The following is an 18,445-nucleotide window of genomic DNA, read 5'->3' as shown; positions in this document are numbered from 1 at the left end:
AAATGAGTAGGGGCGGATATTATCCGCCCGTTAAAGGAGAATAAAAAAAGAATGAGTATTTTTGATGTATTCGACAGGATTTCCGCAAATTCTTCCTCGTCAAGAGGTAAAATAGAATATGTGATAGCAGGTCTGGGCAATCCCGGACTTGAATACGAAAACACAAGACACAATGCAGGCTTTATGGTGCTTGATATGCTTGCTGAGCAGCTGGGCGAAAAGATTGACCGTCTAAAGTTCAAGGGCAAGACTGCCGAGGTCACTATCGGTGACAAACGCTGTCTGCTGCTGAAGCCTACCACTTACATGAACAACAGCGGCGAGTCCATAGTGCAGGCTCTGGAGTTCTACAAGATAGACGTGCAGAACCTCATAGTCGTATGCGATGATATATCGCTGGACTGCGGCAAGCTGAGGATACGCCGAAAGGGCAGCCACGGCGGACATAACGGGCTCCGCAGCATATGCGAGCTTACAGGCAGGGACGATTATCCGCGCATAAAAATGGGAGTTGGCAAGAAGCCTCACCCCGATTACGACCTTGCAAAGTGGGTGCTCGGAAAGTTCGGCAAGGAGGACAGCGAGCTCATGAAGCAGTCAGCCGAAAATGCCTGCGAGTGCATAAAGCTCATGGTACAGGGCAAGACCGATGAAGCCATGAACAAGTACAATTCCTGATCCCTACGGAGAATGCGATGAAACTGTTTAAAGATCTATTTACCGAGCTTGCAGGCTATAAAAGTCTGCGTGAAGCAATTGACAAGAAGATATCACCTGTCTCCGTGACAGGTCTTTCCCATATACACAGGGCGCAGCTTATTTACTCCCTGTGCGGTGAAAAGATAGACCTTGTAATAACTGGCTCGGAGGCAGAGGCAAAGAAGCTCTGCGATGATATAAACATGATGGCAGGCAGTGAAGCGGCGGTCCTTTTCCCGTCAAAGGAACTGGTATTCACACCTGTTGACAGTACCAACCACGAATACGAACATATGCGTATAGCCGCCCTTATAAAGGCGGCTAAAGGTCGTTGCAGCGTTATATGTGCAAGTATCGAGGCTGTAATGCAGCCTGTTATACCTGTGGGAGTCCTTATCGCAGCAGGTATCGAGCTGAAACAGGGAGCGGAAGTGAACCTGTCGGAGCTTGCGCTGACCCTGGCGAAGTGCGGCTATCAACGCTGCGAAAAGGTGGAGGGAGCATCGCAGTTCTCCATAAGAGGCTCTATTATTGATATATTCCCTGTGCAGGCGGATAAGCCCGTGCGTATCGAGCTGTGGGGCGATGAGATAGACACGATATCCGAGTTCGAGACAGACTCGCAGCGCCGTACCGATGCACTTGAAAGTGTTGAGATATATCCGTCGGGCGAAGTCCTTTATAATAATGAAGAGCTTGCCGACAAAATAGAGGAGCTGTGCAAAAAAGTCCGCGGAAAGCACATGGAGGCAGTCCGTGAGCATTTGGGTGCGGACGTACACAGACTCAGGGCAGGGGAGATACTTGCTCACGGAGTAAAGTACTATCCGCTGGTTTACGGCGAGCCCTCAACAGTATTCGATTACATAGGCGGAACTGTAATATTCAGTGATTTTTCCGATGTTATGGACAACGCCGCAGGAGTCCTCACACGCCACAATGAGGATATAAAGATACTCATGGAGGACGGACAGCTCTGCAAGGGACTTGACGGCTATGTACTGGAGCTTGCAGAAGTGCAGCATATTGCCGAAAAGCGCGTATGTCTCTACATGAGCAGCTTCATGCAGGGCGGTGAGAGGATAGACTATCGCAGACTTGTCAGCTTTGAGGCTATGCAGACTGCACCGTGGAGCGGTGAGATGAAGCAGCTTGTGGAGGATTTGGAGGACTACAAGCACCGCGGATACAGGATGGTGCTTGCGGCAGGAAGCGAAAAGACTCTTCCCATAATACAGCAGGATCTCAATGATAACGGCATACCATGTGATATCGCATCAGACAGCATCGAACCAATAAGCGGCAGAGTACTTCTTATGTCGGGAAGCTTCGGCGGCGGTTTTGAGTATCCCGAGAACAAGACAGTCCTCATAACACAGGGACGCTCTATGGATTCTGTTCGCAAAAAACGCCGCAAAAAGAAGAACAAGGCAGAGGAGATACGCTCGCTTGCTGATATCACAGAGGGCGATCTTGTTGTACATTCAGGCCATGGTATCGGTCGTTTCATCGGTATCCGAAAGCTTGAAATGGACGGCGTTACAAAGGATTATATCACCATACAGTATGCAGGTACGGATAAGCTTTATATTCCCGTAACTCAGCTGGATATGGTGTCAAAATACATAGGCCCACGAGATGACAGCGGCGTAAAACTGAATAAGCTCAGCTCGGGAGAATGGCAGAAAACAAGAAGCAATGTAAAACGTGCCGTAAAGGATATGGCACATGAGCTTATCGCGCTCTATGCAAAGCGTGAAAAGAGCGTAGGCTTTGCCTTTTATCCCGATGACGAGATACAGCACGATTTCGAGGAGCGTTTCCCGTACGTGGAGACTGACGACCAGTTGCAGTCTATATCCGAGATAAAGGCAGATATGGAAAGACCGCGTCCTATGGAGCGACTGCTCTGCGGAGACGTTGGCTTCGGCAAGACAGAGGTAGCTCTCAGAGCTGCCATGAAATGTGTGCTTTCGGGAAAGCAGTGCGCTATACTTGCGCCGACAACAGTTCTTGCATATCAGCATTACCAGACGGCACTCCGCCGTTTTGAGCACTTCCCTGTGCAGATAGAGCTTCTCAGCCGTTATCGTTCACCTAAACAGCAGGAGGAGATAATCAGGAAGCTGAAACAGGGACGAATAGATATTATAATAGGTACACATAAGATAATCCAGAAGTCCGTTGTGTTCAAGGACTTGGGACTTGCCATAATCGACGAGGAACAGCGTTTCGGTGTAGCTCACAAGGAACGCTTCAAGGAGAGCTTTACGGGAGTCGATGTGCTGATGCTGTCGGCTACTCCTATACCGCGTACACTTAATATGGCAATGAGCGGCATACGCGATATGTCAGTGATCGAAGAGCCTCCGCAGGACAGATACCCTGTGCAGACCTATGTTATCGAGTACAATATCGGTACAGTGGTACAGGCGATAGTCAGGGAGCTTCGCCGCGGCGGACAGGTATACTATATCCACAACCGCGTTGAGACAATAACTGCCTGTGCAGCCCGTTTACAGGAATTTCTTCCCGAAGCAAGGATAGCATTTGCTCACGGACAGATGAGTGAGGACGAGATGTCCGACATATGGGAGCAGCTTGTTGAGCATGAGATAGATATCCTTGTCTGCACCACTATCATCGAAACTGGCGTAGATGTGCCAAATGTAAATACCCTTATTATTGAGGACTCCGACCGCTTCGGCTTGTCGCAGCTCTATCAGCTCCGCGGCCGTGTGGGTCGTTCTAACCGCAGAGGCTATGCGTATTTCACATACAAGCGTGACAAGGTGCTCACTGAGATAGCCACAAAGCGACTTAACGCAATGCGCGAGTTCACACAGTTCGGAAGCGGCTTCCGTATAGCTCTCCGTGACCTTGAGATAAGAGGAGCAGGCAGTATACTGGGCGGAAGGCAGCACGGACACATGGAAGCCGTAGGATACGATATGTATTTGCAGCTCCTTTCGGAAGCTATCGCAGAGGAAAAGGGCGAGCAGCCCGAGAAGATACCAGAGTGTCTTGTGGATATACAGATAGATGCTCATATCCCCGAAAAGTACATTTCAAGCCTTAATCAGCGTATAGATATGTACCGCAAGATAATGCTGGTCAACGAGGACAGTGACAAGACCGACCTTATCGACGAGCTTATAGACCGTTACGGCGAACCGCCTAAGTCGGTGGTGGGACTTATAGACGTCTCTCTGCTCAGAAACAAGGCTGCTCATTTGGGAATTACCGAAATATCTCAGAAAAACGGTGCTATGTATTTTTATACGGAATATCTTGTTCCTGAGCAGATAGCTGCATTGCAGCAGGCGTACAAGGGCAGGATAACCTTCAACGGCGTAGGAAAATCCTATGTTTCCGTGAAAATATCACCGAAAATGCGCCCCTTTGATATGATGAGGGAAACTGTCGAAATATTTTATCAGAACAGAGAAAAGTAATAGTAAAATCCCTGAGCAATAATTGGTGAGAATTGGATCTGAGCGCAATTATTGTGTAATGTGTTACAAAAAACGTATTGTGATTTGGACGATATGTTACTTTACAGAGTTGTATTTTTATGCTACAATTTATTTATAAATAAAGAAAGACACAGTGATGCAGAGCACTGTGTAAAAAATAAATCAGTACAGTTTTGTACAGGGAGAAGCAAATATGAATTATAAAAACTTTATCGCAGGTGCGATGGCTTTTGCTCTTGCAGCCTGTGCTGCGGGATGCAGCGATAAGAAAGATCCCGATGCAGGCTCGGAGACAGTTCCTGTTGAGACTACAACAGAGGAGCTTATTCCTCCTACACCTACAGAAGCAACCGATCCAAATGCCATAACCTTTGATGACGGAAGATTTGATTTTGCCTATGTCAAGACAGATGATAAGGACTGCGCAAAGGGTGAAGTTTCGGTTGCAGAGCTTATGGGCAATAAGATGCTTAAATTTGCCGATGACAATACCGTGCCGCTGGAAGGTAAGGTGCAGAAAATAGGTATAAGCGTTACAAAGCTCCTCGGCAGTGAAGGTGCAGCAAAGGTTCGCAGGATAGAATTTGATATGTATGCCGAGGCTACGTCAGACGGACTGAAAAGAGATGACGGAGAAGTTGTAAGAGCTCCAGGCTGGATAGGCGGCGGCGGCGGAACTGTTACCGCGCAGGAAAAGTGGTATGATTTTCAGGACTTTTCAGGCGGTGAGTACAATTTTGAAGCGTCAGGTGCAGTCCATGCGCAGTTCAAATTCCTGCTCGCTGACAGCGGACAGTGCTGGACAGAGGAAATGGACGATGCCAACTTCCTTATCATGCGCTGGGGCGTAGCAAATGAATCGGATATGTATATCGACAATATCGTTTTCTATGACGAGGACGGCAATTCTATACCGATAGCTCCTGCTTCTGCTGTTGAAGATCTGAAGAGCAAGGCTGAGGATATAATTGACGGGATAAAGGCTGATACCGAAGAAAAAAGGGAAGAGCTCAAAGCCAAGTACAAAAAAGCTGCAGAAGATATTGAGTCAGCTGTAACAGATCCGAAGCGTAGAGAAGAACTTGAGGCTGAATATAAAAAGCTGATGGATGATGTTAAAGAGTCCGAGCAGTTTGAAGAAGCCGAGGCAAAGATGAAGGAGTTTGAGGAAAAACTCAAAGAGTCGATCAGTAAAACCTCTGACGCTGAACAGCAGATCATGGACGAAATTGAAAAAGCAAAAGCAGATGCTGAAAAGGTAAACGCCGAGGTGCAAGGAGCTATTGATGAAGCTTCTGAGATGATCGGTAAAATTCAGGACAGATAAACAGAAACGCTTCCGAGTAACCGTGATGCTAATATAGAATTTTATATTAATTTATCGGGGGAACCCTTTCTGAGGAAAGGTTTTCCCCCGAACCCCTTTCCAAAGACTTTTATCTGATTTTTTCACTGATAGGGCGCGAACAAGCCATAAAAAAGACCTGTAAAAATACAGGTCGCGCCCTATCTGTGAAAAAATAAAAACAGAAGTTTTCGGGAGAGAGTTTGAGAGAAGCCCCTTTTTCAAAAGGGGTTCTCTCAATAATCAGTATAAAAGTTTCTGTATCAGTATTGCAGTTATCTCGGAAGCGTTTTTTTTATCAGTCGAAATAAAATATGTCCTCGAATTTTTTATCAAGGGCAATGCACAGGACTAATGCCAGTTTAGCCGTGGGGCTGAACTGCCCCGTCTCTATAGAACTGATAGTATTTCGGGATACGCCTACCATTTTCGCCAGCTCGTCCTGCGAGAGCCGCTGCTCCTTGCGTATCTCTTTCAGACGGTTTCGGAGTATAAGTGAATCGTCTATCATGCAGTCACCTCGTATAATCAATTGCTTTACAGAGATCTTCCGTATTCATAGTCAACACCCATGAACGAAGTGCAGTACAACAGATACTACTGTTGCTAAAGCCATAAGTGCTCCTGCGTAAAAGTCGTCCTTGTTATCGGTCTTTTTCCACCTGTAAAGGTAATCAGCGGCGAATGATGCGGTGAAAATACTGTAATAGCTGTAATCTTCGTTTCCTGTTATAAACCAGTCAATGATAAAAAAAGCGAGACAGAATATGATAGCGGCAATTCTGCCGTATTTCATGCCTTTTACCCTCGTTTCAAGGTAAAATGGATCGTTATTCTTGTTATCGTTTCTGCTTTTTTCGAGAATCTCTTCCTTGTTCATAGTAGTACCTCCCATATCATGTAATGCATTTTGCCAAGTTTACTTGGTAATTGTATTATAGCGCTGCCAAGTGTACTTGTCAAGACTTTGCAAAGTAAACTTGTCAGAATTGTGTGAATGCACAATTCGGAATAAGTGTATTTTAACGACTTGCACAATAGCGTAGGGGCGAGTTCCGCTCGCCCGAATTAAAATACATATAAAAAATCGGCGGGCGCTCGGAAAGCGCCCCTACATACGGTCATTCACACATACAAACAAAAAGGCACTGTGAAAATCACAGTGCCTTAATTATGCATTATGCATTATGAATTACGCATTAACCAAGTACTACGTTTATCTCGTTTACAGCAGCAAGCTTATCGGCAGGAACGTAGTTGCCAGCCAGCTTTTCGCCGTTGAGAGTGATCTCCTTTACGCCGCTCTGAACGTGTGCGGAGTTGTCGATATTGATATTGAGCTTCTTGCCGCGGAAGTTCTTCTCGATCTTGAAGCCGTCCCACTTAGCAGGGATAGACGGAGCAATAGTGAGACCGCCGAGGTCAGGACGCATACCGCAGATACCCTCAACACAGCCTACCATTACAGTTGAAGCTGTACCTGTGAGCCAGTGAACGTGTGAACGTCCCTCATATGGAGAAGCCTTTGACTCGGTGAACTGACCGTGAACGTATGGCTCCATAACACGTATCTCAGCCTTGTCGTTCATTGCAGCAGGTGAGCTTTCGAGGAAGTACTCGAATGCGCGGTCACCGTGACCGAGGAGAGACTCGGCGAGTATGAGCCAGCCCTGTGACTGTGAGAAGATACCGCCGTTTTCCTTTGTATCAAGGTTGAATACCTGCATGAGCGCACCCTCAAAGTGGTGGTACTTGTAAGGTGGTTCGAGGAGCTTAGCACCGTAAGGTGTATTGAGTATATCGTGAACGCTGTTCATAGCCTTTTCAGCCTGATCGTCAGAAGCAAAGTGTGAGATTACGCTCCAGCTCTGAGGATTGAGCCACATATTAGCCTCGGGATCCTTCTTTGCACCAACGATAACGCCGTTGTCGCGGATACCGCGGATAAATCTGTCCTCGTCCCAGCACTTTTCAAGTGCGTTGCCGAGCTTCTTCTGAGCACCGTCAAGGTATGTGATATATTCTGTGTCGTTCTTGTCCTTAGCCATGTCGCGCATAACGTTCATAGCGTAGTAGAGCTGGAATGCAACGAATGTGGATTCGCCCTTTGCACCGAGGCGGAGACAGTCGTTCCAGTCAGCGTGGAGACCTGCGGGCATATCGTGATCGCCGAGACGCTCCATAGAGAAGCGGATAGCGTTCTTGAGGTGCTCGTAAACAGTAGCCTTTCCGCCGCCCTCTTCTGCGTAGGTGATAACTTCATCGAGGAAGCCCTTGTTGCCGCTCTCGCCGAGGTACTTAACGATAGTCGGGAAGAGCCAGAGTGCATCGTCAGCACGGTAGGACGGGTGACCTGTTTCCTTAGCGTAAACGCTGTGCTCGTCGTTCTCGTCAGGACAAGTCTCGTGACCTGCGTTGTGGTCGAACTTAACAAGCGGGAGTCCGCCGCCGTTGCTTACCTGAGCGGAAAGCATGAAGCGTATCTTTTCGGCAGCCATTTCCGGATCAAGGTGTATGATACCCTGAATATCCTGAACAGTATCGCGATAGCCGTAGCCGTTTCTCAGACCGCAGTATACGAATGAAGCTGCTCTTGACCAGATGAATGTAATGAAGCACTGATAAGCGTTCCATACATTTATCATGTTGTTGAACTCGTCGGAAGGAGTCTCTACCTTGAAGTTTGAGAGCTGACCGTGCCAATAGTCCTTGAGCTGCTTGACTTCTGCATCTACCTTGCCTGCTGCCTTGTATTCTTCAAGTATAGCAGCAGCCTCGGGATCCTTGCGTTCACCGAGTACGAAAACGAATTCCTTCGTCTCGCCGGGAGCAAGTGTGATATCGCTCTGGAGAGCACCGCATGAGTTGGAGTTATAGTTCATAACGCCGCTGCACTTGCCGTTCTCAACAGCGATAGGATTTGAGAAAGTTCTGTAAGGTCCGATGAAGTCGCTGAAGCTTCCGCAGCAGCCTGTAACAGGCTGACCTACCATGCCGAAGAAACGCTCCTGACCGTTGTAGCCGTTCTCATCGAAGCCTGTGTTCTCGTTCATGTGCTGGAGGATACGGTTGCCGCCCTCAAAGCTTGTACGTGTGATGAACAGTGTGTACTGGAGGTTGACCTGATCCTGCTCATAGTTAGGCTCGTTTGTGAATTCTATAAAGCCGAATACAGAGAGCTTTCTCTCCTTTGAGGAGTTGTTTGTTACCTTTGCTCTCCATACTTCGTATGTCTTGCCGTAGGGAACATAGTATGTAGTTTCGGACTTGATATCTGCGTACTCAGCAGAAATGACTGTATAAGCTGTACCGTGGCGGCACTCGCTCTTATACTTGTCGAGGGGCTTGCCTACAGGCTGCCATGAAGCTGACCAGTAATCAGCGGTATCGTTATCTCTTATATAAATGTAACGACCCGGGAGAGCCATATCAGAGTTGAAGCGGAAACGTGAAAGTCTTCCGTTTGCACCTGATTTTACGAAGCTGTAGCCTGCTGCGTTGTTGGATATCATAGCACCGTATTCGGGATCACCTAAATAGTTTGCCCAAGGTGCGGGTGTGGCGGGGTTAGTGATGACATATTCTTTGTTTTCAAGATCGAAATGTCCGTACTGCATAATACATTCTCCTTCTCAGCTGCCGTTGGACAGTGCTTTCCTCAGGCAGAAAATATCACACTAATTATACCATTAAACAGGAGCTTTGACAAGGGGGTAAAAATGAACATATCGTTAACAACAGCAAAAAACGACAAGTTTTTACTACATTATGTAATATTACGCTATAATTACTCTAAATGTTATATCACTTTTCTGCTGGACTTATACTTTATGTTTATGTATGTCTGTTGTGTGGGTGCAAATGCAAGATATGCTTTCATAAGTGAAAGATATGCGGTGAGTATTGATTTTTTCAGCTGCTCAATTTATAATATAGACAGATAAGCTTATCAATGATACAGGGAGGCGATGCGAGCAAATGAAGATAAGACTGTTAGTAAGCGACGAACACTACGATGCAATAGCGGCTGAATTGATTAAAAAGGGCATAGATATCGATGACACCGCTGAACTTATACTCTCGGAGAGCAACATCACGGTATCGCATCTTATAGCAAGGCGCGGCGAGGAGATATACAGGCTCGAAACAAAGGATATCTCTCACATAGAAAGTTTTGCACATGATATAGTAGCATATTGCGGCACAGAGGAATACAGGCTTTCCGAGCCGCTGCGCCGTCTCGAGGAGATACTCGATCCGAAAGAGTTCATACGAGTGAGCAACTCGGTCATAGTGTCAATGTCGCATATAAAGTCAATACGTCCTGCATTGTCGCAGAAGTTCATGCTGACGATGAAAAACGGCGCAAAGGTGGACGTTACAAGGACGTATTACTACATATTCAAGGAATTCTTGGGGATTTAAGGAGGGGTGAACATGAAAGAAAATTCAAATATAGTTGGTGTATCAATAATTTTTCTGCTTATAATCGCAGCTTTGATAGCCATAGGTTTCGCTGTATATCGTGCTTCGTATACACGAAAGATAAACAGGAGACTTGCAGAGGGCAGAGAAGCTAAAATCAAGCCTATGATGTCGCCTGTAAAGTTTGTTATCGTTATACTGACAAGTGCTGTTGGTATTGTACTTGTGCTATGGGTGGGGCTTATAGTATTAATGTCGGTAAAAATAAAGATGTCGCGTGCGGATATGATATGTGACCCGTCAATAGGACTGATGCATGATACGCTTCTTGAAGATTCGCTTATCGGTGAGTACAGCTTCGGCGATGAGATAAAGGGCTATACAAAACATACTGTCAATAAGGGCGATACCTGTATCGAGATATATACTTTGGATCAGGAATATACTCATGTATTTGCACCTGTACTGGCAACGGCTAAATACACAGGCAGTAGATCAGTGACATTTTCGGATATTACTGTTGATTTCGAGTTTAATCATTTTTCTGCAAACTGGGATACAATGGGTGAAAACGGATTGATCGCAATAGATACGGGTGGTTACAAGGGCGATTTTATCATAACATACAGTCTGTTTTTCGGTAAAAACACAGACAGCAAGGAGCAGCACGTTGACGTTCAGACGAGCGTAAATCTTAATGTCAACGAATACAGTCAGGTAACATTGGAAGAATAAAAGAATGGTTACAGGCGGCTTTATGAGCCGCCTGTTTTGCTGTATTTTGTGCCGCGATACAGGTTCACAGTATAACTTTGGCTATATACGGAGCTTTATACAGGTTTGTCTGACCATTTTTGCTGTTCAGTGTTACATATGTCATTCAGGAAGTGACATATGTCACTCATTAAATGACATATTTCACCTATGCAAAATTAGAATTCTGAGTATAATAAAATCATAGGGTTGCGCAACACCTGAAACGAAAACTAAAGCAGGCAATTATTCCGTACATTTTTTGTTTAATATTATTTATTAAGGAGAGAATATTATGAAAGCTACAATCAAAAAGGCAATCACAGGAATTTTAGCAGCAGCAATGTGTGCAGTACCAATGGTAAGTGCAATGACAGCAAGTGCAGAAGTAACAGGAAAGGTACAAAAATATGAGATTGGCAGTATTTCGGGAACAATGACGGTGAAAGAGCTTGGCCTTAGCAGGGGGACTTCGTTGTCAAAAGCTAAAGTAGACAGTGTTGGCTATCTTTTGCCTGAAACTGATCCTGATGATATACCATGGCCTATTCGTATACGTGCGCGTAAGGCATACAGGATAACATCAAAAGGTTCAAGAGAAGTAAAATTTGTAAATGGCAGAGTAGGTAAGCTTGCTCCTGATACCAATCCGGATGACGTTCCGTGGTGGATCATTATCGTTGCAGCAACTGATGCAAATCAGATCAAGGTTTCTGAGTTTTCAAGAAATGTAAGAAACAAAATCGGTGTAGTTGAATTTTCCGGCGCGGTAGGACTTTATACACAAGATCCGCCATCTTGGTGGGTTGGTCCTTGGCCTCCGACAAATCCAGTAGCAGATAATGGTGCGTCAATTTTACAAGGCAGATCAGAGCGAGTGATCAGCGTTGGGCGAGTTGCAAATTCCTTTGAGAAGGAAGCTTCTGCAAAAATAGAGCAAATAGATATAGGCGGTATTAAAACACAGATAGATATTCAGCTTATGAAGGACATATATGGCGGCTGTTTCTGAGCATTAAAGTTTGACATACATTGATTTATAATGGGTATAGAGTTTATATGAATATTAAGGAGAGATTATTATGAAAAATACTATTAAAAAGTCATTAGCAGCTATTTTTGCAGCAGCAATGTGCGCAGTTCCAATGGTAAGCGCAATGTCAGCAAGTGCAGGCAATTTAGAGGGAATAAAGCGCGAAGCAATAGAGATCAATTTTGATGCTAAGGAATATAAGAAAGCATCTGAACTCACATTTGCAAAGGGCGGCATTAAGAAGGCTGAAGAATTACCGATTTATAGGGGCGAATATGTCAGAGGTCAGATGAGCCACAAGTTTGAAATAGGTCGCGTGATTGGACCCAGTGGACATTGGGAGTGGGTTTATGTAAATGGTTGTTGGGTTTTAGTTTGGGTTAAGGACGATTGGATAGATCCACGTGCCGAAGTAACTTTAGGTGATGGATTCCGTAAAGGTATCGATGAGTTCATTAGAAATAAGGCTGTTACAGCTGTAATTGCAGAAAAGATAGAAAAGATAAGTATCGCAGGAAGTAGAAGAACAGACCGAGTAACGGTAATTGATATGGCAACAAAGCAGGAGAGATTAGTTACAAAAGCAAACGCACAGAATCTCTTGGTGAGAACGGCTAATATTGATGCCGCTTCAGCTAAAAGATTACTGAGCAGATAATAATGTAGGGTAAAAACTTTTATAAAAGATATAGGGACAAAAACGGGATTTATAATAAAAATAAAAGCTCCTCTCGGTGCCGCCGCAGGCATTATGAGAGGAGCTTTTTCGTATCTTCTTATATAATAAGAAGTTTTTTGAAAAAAATTCCGAAAAACACTTGATTTTTGCGAAAAACCGTGGTATAATACTTTATGATGATAGTAAACCCAAAGACCGGAACCTTCCGGTCTTTAGTATTTATATCGAAACTTTAACTTTACAGAGAAAGGAGATACCCGATATATCGGGAAAAACTGCCTATGAAATTCAAAAAATTCGGCGGTACGGAACAAAAGGTATACGATCTTATCAAGCCTATCACAGATGAGCTTGGCTACTACCTCTGGGACGTTTGCTACGAAAAAGAAGGCGCGATGTGGTATTTGAGAGTCTTTATAGATCAGGACGAGGGAATAACCATTGCGGACTGCGAACGCGCAAATGCTCCTATAAGCGATATCCTCGATGAGAAAGACCCCATTGCTCAGAGCTATATGCTGGAAGTCGGTTCGGCAGGTCTGGAGCGTGAGCTTGTCAAGGAGGAACACTTTGAAGTGTGTCAGGGCGATGAAGTGAAGATACGCTTCATAAGAGCTGTTGACGGGGAAAAGGAAATAGTTGCCAAGCTTGTTGGCGCAGATAAAGAGGGCGTTACCGTGGCTCTCGAAAGCGGTGAGGAGAAGAAATTCCCTCTGGCAGATATTGCTTTTGTAAAGCTTTATCTTGATTTCTGAAATGCAAAAAAACAAAATATAATATATTGGAGGAATTTACAGACATGAACATGAATAAGGACTTTTTCAAGGCACTTGAGGCTCTTGGCGAAGAAAACAGTGTGGAGACAGAGCTGCTTATCGAAAAGGTGAAGTCAGCTATGCTCAAGGCAGCAAGAAGAGCTTATCCGCACAGCGAAGAGAGGATAACAGTTGAGATTGATCCTAAAACGAAAAAGTTTGAAATGTATATCAGACAGGATATCATCGATGATGAGCCTATCGACGAAAACGAAGTAAATATCGACGTTGCAAAGACTATGGATCCTCATGCTATGGTCGGCGGAACTATCATGAAGGAGCTGGATATCTCAAAGCTTGGCAGAATGGCTGCACTTTCAGCAAAGCAGTCCATAAAGGGCGACCTGAGAGAGATCAACCGTGAGCAGATGCTCAGCAAGTTTGAGCAGAAGGAACACGAATGTATCACTGCAAGAGTTTCTCAGGTAGAACCCGGCAGAGGTACTGTTACTGTGGTTTATGACGGAACTGAGCTCTATCTCTTCCGCAACGAGCAGATACCAGGTGAGAACCTTGAAGAGGGCAAGTCCGTAAAGGTATACATCACAGGCATCATCGGCAAGAACAAGAAGCCTGTAGTTAAGATCTCACGTACTCACAAGGACCTCGTAAAGAGACTCTTTGAGCAGGAAGTTCCCGAGATATATGACGGTACTGTTGAAGTAAAGTCTATCTCCCGTGAGGCAGGTTCAAGAACAAAGATCGCTGTATGGTCAAAGGACGAGAACGTTGACGCAGTAGGTGCCTGCATCGGTCCTAAGCGTTCAAGAATAACAGCTGTAGTAAACGAGCTCAGCGGTGAAAAGATCGACATTATCCCATGGAGCGAAGTTCCCGAGGAGTTCATCGCAAGAGCACTTGCTCCTGCTGAGGTACTCAAGACAGTTATCGTTTCCATGGAAGAAAAGATATGCACAGTTATCGTTCCTAACAATCAGCTCTCACTTGCTATCGGCAATAAGGGACAGAATGCTAAGCTTGCTGCAAAGCTTACAGGCTTCAAGATCGACATCAAGCCTCAGTTCGACAACATAACAGGTGAGGAAGCTCCCGAAATGAGCCCTGACTTTGTTGCTCCTGTATTTGAGTCTGCTCCAGCTGAGACAGAGGGCGAGGAGACTGCTCCTGCTGCTGAGGAAGAGGAGATCACAGAGGCAGCAGCCGAGGAAAATACTGAAGCAGCTGAGGAAACTGCTGAAGCTCCTGCTGCTGACGAGGAATAATTATGAAGCCAAAAAAGACACCTATGAGAATGTGTCTCGGCTGCGGTGAGATGAAGCCTAAAAAAGAGCTTATACGTGTGGTGAAGTCTCCCGAGGGCGAGATAAGTCTTGACTTCAAGGGCAAAGCCGCAGGCAGAGGTGCTTATATCTGCCGCAGTACGGATTGTCTGGAAAAGGCAAGAAAAGCAAGAAAATTTGAAAGATCCTTCTCATGCAAGATCGAAGAAAGCGTTTATGAGGTGATGATGAATGAGCTCAGAGAAGAGCCGCAGGACAGCTAATCTTCTCGGTATCTGTATCAGAGCGGGCAAGACTGTAAAGGGCTTCGACAGTGCAGTCGAGGCTGTGAAAAACGGTACTGCTTTCTGCTTGCTTACCGCTTCTGACGCTTCGGAAAAAACAGTCAAGGAAGTAAAGTTCTACTGTGAGAAATACAGTGTAAAGTCTCTCGCAACGGAAATGAGCAAAGCCGATATCGGAAAGCTCTGCGGAAAAGAGACAGCTGTCATAGCAGTCACAGACAAGGGCTTCGCGGACGGTTTTGAGAGGATAATATCTGATTGATCGCAGTTATGCGTTGATATAGATACGTTATAGATATATTACTGCCGCACAGTACGGCAAAGACAAATTGGAGGTAATCAGGCCTATGGCAAAAAAGATAAAGTTAAGCGACGCTGCAAAGGATATAAATATCCCTGCACAGGAATTGATCGACTTTTTCGCTGAAAAAGGCGATAATAAAAAGAAAACGGGTTCTTCTCTCACTGAGGAGGAAATGAACACTGTTCTTGAGCATTACACAAAGGAACGTTATTCTGTAGGCTCACTGAACGATTATTTCAACTCAAAGAACGATCCCAAGCCTGTCAGGGAAGACGCTGCAAAGGAAGAGAAAAAGACTACAGCCGCTAAGAAGCCTGCTGAGAAAAAGAACACTGAAGAGCCTAAAAAGGAAGAGAAAAAGGCTGCTGCCGCAGCAGCTCCCGCTCCTGTAAAGAAGGCTGAAAAGCCTGCCGAGCCAAAGAAGGAAGAAAAGCCGCAGGCTGCTCCCGTTAAAAAGGCTGAGCCCGAGAAGAAGCAGGAAGCAGCTCCTGCTGTCAAGGAAGCTCCGAAGGAAGAACCAAAGCAGGAAGCAAAGTCAGAACCAAAGCAGGAAGCTAAACCAGAGCCAAAGCAGGAAGTTAAACCCGAGCCTAAACAGGAAACAAAGCCCGAGCCAAAGGCTGAGCCTGTAAAGACTGAGGAAAAGCCTGCCGAGCCAAAGAAGGAAGAAAAGGCTCAGGAAGCTGATAAGAATACTGCTCACGTCCACGATAAGAAAAAGGACAAGAAGAAGGAGCAGGCTAAGGCTCAGGACAGAGGCGAGAGAACAAAGTTCAACGCTGCATTCAGTTCTGAAACAGCACAGACTTCTACACAGAGAAGAACTGTAGATACAAGAGGAAGCTACGTTGACCTCGATAAGTACAACGAGAGATACGACCAGATGGCTACCTCAAACAAGCATAAGAACGACAACTATTCTTCTAAGAAGCAGAAGATAAATCAGAAGTCAGCTCAGAGAACACGTCAGCAGTTCTCAAAGAAGGAGAGCGAGGCTGAAAAGCTCAAGAGACTGGAGCTCGAAAGAGCAAGAAAGCAGCAGCTCAAGGTACTTATCCCTGACAATATCACTGTCGGCGAGCTTGCTACACGTCTTAAAGCTACTGCTACAGACGTTATCAAACAGCTTATGAAGCTGGGGGTTATGGCTTCTATAAATCAGGAGATAGATTTCGATACAGCTGCTCTCGTTGCAGACGAGATGGGCGCAAAGGTAGAAAAGGAAGTTATCGTTACTATTGAGGAGCGTCTTATCGACGATACAGATGATGACGATACAAACCTCCAGCCGCGCTGCCCTGTTGTAGTTGTTATGGGTCACGTTGACCACGGTAAGACTTCTATTCTCGACCGCATCAGAGATGCTCACGTTGCCGCAGGCGAAGCAGGCGGTATCACACAGCACATCGGTGCTTATCAGGTAAATATCAACGGACAGGACATCACATTCCTCGATACTCCCGGACATGAGGCTTTCACTTCAATGCGTGCAAGAGGTGCTAATATCACTGATATCGCTATCCTCGTTGTTGCTGCTGATGACGGTATCATGCCGCAGACTGTAGAGTCTATCAACCACGCAAAGGCAGCAGGAGTATCTATCATCGTTGCTATCAACAAGATGGATAAGGAAGGTGCTAACCCTGACCGTATCAAGGAAGAGCTCACAAAGTACGACCTCGTTTGCGAGGACTGGGGCGGCGACGTTATCTGCGTTCCTGTTTCAGCTAAGACTGGTGAGGGTATCGATGACCTTCTCGAAAATGTACTCCTCGTTGCTGAGGTCAAGGAGCTCAAGGCTAACCCTGACAGACTTGCAAAGGGTACTGTTATCGAAGCTCGTCTTGACAAGGGCAGAGGTCCTATCGCTACACTTCTCGTACAGAACGGTACTCTCAAGCAGGGCGATGTTCTTATCGCAGGTACTGCTGTCGGAAGAGTTCGTGTTATGACAAACGACAAGGGCAGAACTGTAAAGGAAGCAGGTCCTTCTGTTCCTGTTGAGATAACAGGTCTTGCAGAAGTTCCAAGCGCAGGTGATATCTTCAATGCAGTTGAGGACGAAAGACTTGCACGTGAGCTCGTTGAGCAGAGAAAGCACGAGCAGAAGCAGGAGCAGTTCAACGCTTACCGCAAGGTTACTCTCGATAACCTGTTCAGCCAGATCGCTGAGGGCGAGATCAAGGAGCTCCCGATCGTTGTAAAGGCTGACGTTCAGGGTTCAGTTGAAGCTGTTAAGCAGTCTCTCGAAAAGCTCTCTAACAACGAGGTAAGAGTAAGAGTTATCCATGGTGCAGTTGGTGCTGTTAAGGAAAGCGACGTTATGCTCGCAGCTGCTTCAAATGCTATCATCGTCGGCTTCAATGTAAGGCCTGATCCTGTTGCTGCTGAAAATGCAGTCCGTGACGGCGTTGATATCAGACTCTATCGTATCATCTATGATGCTATCGAGGAGATAACAACAGCTATGAAGGGTATGCTCGCTCCTAAGACCCGTGAGGTAGAGCAGGGACGAGTAGAGGTAAGACAGGTATACAAGATATCCAACGTTGGTATGGTAGCAGGAAGCTATGTGCTCAGCGGTAAGGTAACAAGAGGAAGTCAGGTGCGTGTAGTACGTGACGGAATCATCATTGCAGATGATAAGATATCAGGACTCAAGCGTTTCAAGGACGACGCTAAGGAAGTAGCAGAAGGCTACGAGTGCGGTATCAGTCTCGAGAAGTTCAGCGACGTTAAGGAAGGCGATATCTTCGAGGCTTATATCGTTGAGGAATACCGTGAAGATTAAAATCAATTATTCTCATCAATGATAAAGGGGGAATTTCTCATGGATAACAGCAGAATGAGTACTGCGGATATGCTGCAGTACTGTAATGAGGCACTGGCGTGGGACGATTTTGGTCCTATCGACGTATTCTTCTTTGAGTCGGTAAAGAAAATACTTCTCGGTCAGTGCAGCGCATTTGAAGAACCTGAAGCATATACAGATGATCTTATGGGTATCGAGCGTCCTGTTCGTGATGTGGAGCTTGAACCCGAATACGGCAATTACGCAGATATCTACTACGGCGAAGAGGGCGACGAGGAAATACCCGATTACAGCCGCAGCGATGAAGATGTAGCTTTTTCTGCGGATATATTCGGCGACGGATTTTTTGCCGAGCCTGAGCAGGCAGTTGATGGGGGCGCTGCTGCTGAGGCAGAGCCCGAGCCTGAAGCTGTTGAAGAAGCTGCCGAGGAAAATGCAGCTGAAGAGAAGCCTGTGAAGAAGCAGGCCAAAAAGGCTGCTAAGAAAAATGCGAAAAAGTCTGCAAAATCTGCCGATTCCGATAAACATGAAGAGAAAAAAGATGGCGGTTTCACCGTCAGCTTGTGACACGAGGAAGGA

The 18,445-nt window shown here is 45.8% G+C and carries 16 protein-coding genes; 13 read left to right on the top strand and 3 right to left on the bottom strand.

The genetic code is table 11. The features are described 5' to 3' along the window. Window positions 1–51: 51 nt before the first annotated feature. From pth to QZZ41_RS08395, 3 genes are all read left to right on the top strand, one after another. Window positions 52–678, top strand: a complete 627-nt coding sequence (pth, locus tag QZZ41_RS08405; protein WP_295070352.1) for an aminoacyl-tRNA hydrolase — start codon at window positions 52–54, stop codon at window positions 676–678. A gap of 17 nt (window positions 679–695) precedes the next feature. Further along, window positions 696–4,154 (top strand): transcription-repair coupling factor, encoded by a 3,459-nt coding sequence (gene mfd, locus QZZ41_RS08400; protein WP_295070349.1) that lies wholly within the window; start codon window positions 696–698, stop codon window positions 4,152–4,154. Window positions 4,155–4,368: 214 nt separating this feature from the next. After that, a complete protein-coding gene (locus QZZ41_RS08395; protein ID WP_295070346.1) occupies window positions 4,369–5,502 on the top strand; it encodes a hypothetical protein in 1,134 nt (377 codons plus the stop codon). A gap of 316 nt (window positions 5,503–5,818) precedes the next feature. Here the strand turns inward: QZZ41_RS08395 and QZZ41_RS08390 are convergent, their stop codons facing one another. The 3 genes from QZZ41_RS08390 to QZZ41_RS08380 form a co-directional block, all read right to left on the bottom strand. Further along, a complete protein-coding gene (locus tag QZZ41_RS08390; RefSeq protein WP_072951852.1) occupies window positions 5,819–6,028 on the bottom strand; it encodes a helix-turn-helix transcriptional regulator in 210 nt (69 codons plus the stop codon). 54 nt (window positions 6,029–6,082) lie between these two features. Further along, window positions 6,083–6,400, bottom strand: coding sequence for a DUF6442 family protein (locus QZZ41_RS08385; RefSeq protein ID WP_295070344.1), 318 nt, complete (start codon window positions 6,398–6,400; stop codon window positions 6,083–6,085). 319 nt (window positions 6,401–6,719) lie between these two features. Beyond that, window positions 6,720–9,137, bottom strand: coding sequence for a glycosyl hydrolase family 65 protein (locus tag QZZ41_RS08380; RefSeq protein WP_295070341.1), 2,418 nt, complete (start codon window positions 9,135–9,137; stop codon window positions 6,720–6,722). A gap of 361 nt (window positions 9,138–9,498) precedes the next feature. Here QZZ41_RS08380 and QZZ41_RS08375 point away from each other — a divergent pair, with 361 nt between their 5' ends. The 10 genes from QZZ41_RS08375 to QZZ41_RS08330 all read left to right on the top strand — a co-directional run bounded on the left by QZZ41_RS08375 (window position 9,499) and on the right by QZZ41_RS08330 (window position 18,433). Then, window positions 9,499–9,945, top strand: a complete 447-nt coding sequence (locus tag QZZ41_RS08375) for a LytTR family DNA-binding domain-containing protein (protein WP_295070338.1) — start codon at window positions 9,499–9,501, stop codon at window positions 9,943–9,945. A 12-nt stretch (window positions 9,946–9,957) separates the two neighbouring features. Continuing rightward, the gene (locus QZZ41_RS08370; RefSeq protein ID WP_295070336.1) at window positions 9,958–10,680 is read left to right on the top strand and encodes a hypothetical protein; all 723 of its coding nucleotides are present in this window, start codon (window positions 9,958–9,960) and stop codon (window positions 10,678–10,680) included. 313 nt (window positions 10,681–10,993) lie between these two features. Beyond that, window positions 10,994–11,710, top strand: a complete 717-nt coding sequence (locus QZZ41_RS08365) for a hypothetical protein (protein WP_295070334.1) — start codon at window positions 10,994–10,996, stop codon at window positions 11,708–11,710. A 70-nt stretch (window positions 11,711–11,780) separates the two neighbouring features. After that, window positions 11,781–12,389: a hypothetical protein gene (locus QZZ41_RS08360; protein WP_295070331.1), complete on the top strand. Its 609-nt coding sequence runs from the start codon at window positions 11,781–11,783 to the stop codon at window positions 12,387–12,389. A gap of 302 nt (window positions 12,390–12,691) precedes the next feature. Continuing rightward, complete coding sequence (gene rimP, locus QZZ41_RS08355; protein ID WP_295070328.1) at window positions 12,692–13,165, top strand: ribosome maturation factor RimP; 474 nt, start codon at window positions 12,692–12,694, stop codon at window positions 13,163–13,165. Between the two features lie 44 nt (window positions 13,166–13,209). Next, a complete protein-coding gene (gene nusA, locus QZZ41_RS08350) occupies window positions 13,210–14,448 on the top strand; it encodes a transcription termination factor NusA (protein WP_295070325.1) in 1,239 nt (412 codons plus the stop codon). 2 nt (window positions 14,449–14,450) lie between these two features. After that, a complete protein-coding gene (locus tag QZZ41_RS08345; protein ID WP_074718411.1) occupies window positions 14,451–14,729 on the top strand; it encodes a YlxR family protein in 279 nt (92 codons plus the stop codon). Next, entirely contained in the window at window positions 14,698–15,012 is a 315-nt protein-coding gene (locus QZZ41_RS08340; RefSeq protein ID WP_295070321.1) for a ribosomal L7Ae/L30e/S12e/Gadd45 family protein, read from the top strand. Before QZZ41_RS08345 ends, QZZ41_RS08340 begins: the two co-directional genes overlap by 32 nt. Window positions 15,013–15,097: 85 nt before the next feature. After that, window positions 15,098–17,845 (top strand): translation initiation factor IF-2, encoded by a 2,748-nt coding sequence (gene infB, locus QZZ41_RS08335; protein WP_295070318.1) that lies wholly within the window; start codon window positions 15,098–15,100, stop codon window positions 17,843–17,845. Between the two features lie 39 nt (window positions 17,846–17,884). Further along, window positions 17,885–18,433, top strand: a complete 549-nt coding sequence (locus QZZ41_RS08330; protein WP_295070316.1) for a hypothetical protein — start codon at window positions 17,885–17,887, stop codon at window positions 18,431–18,433. Window positions 18,434–18,445 lie beyond the last annotated feature (12 nt).

The organism is Ruminococcus sp. (assembly GCF_016283395.1).
This window is presented reverse-complemented; position numbering and strand designations above follow the sequence as displayed.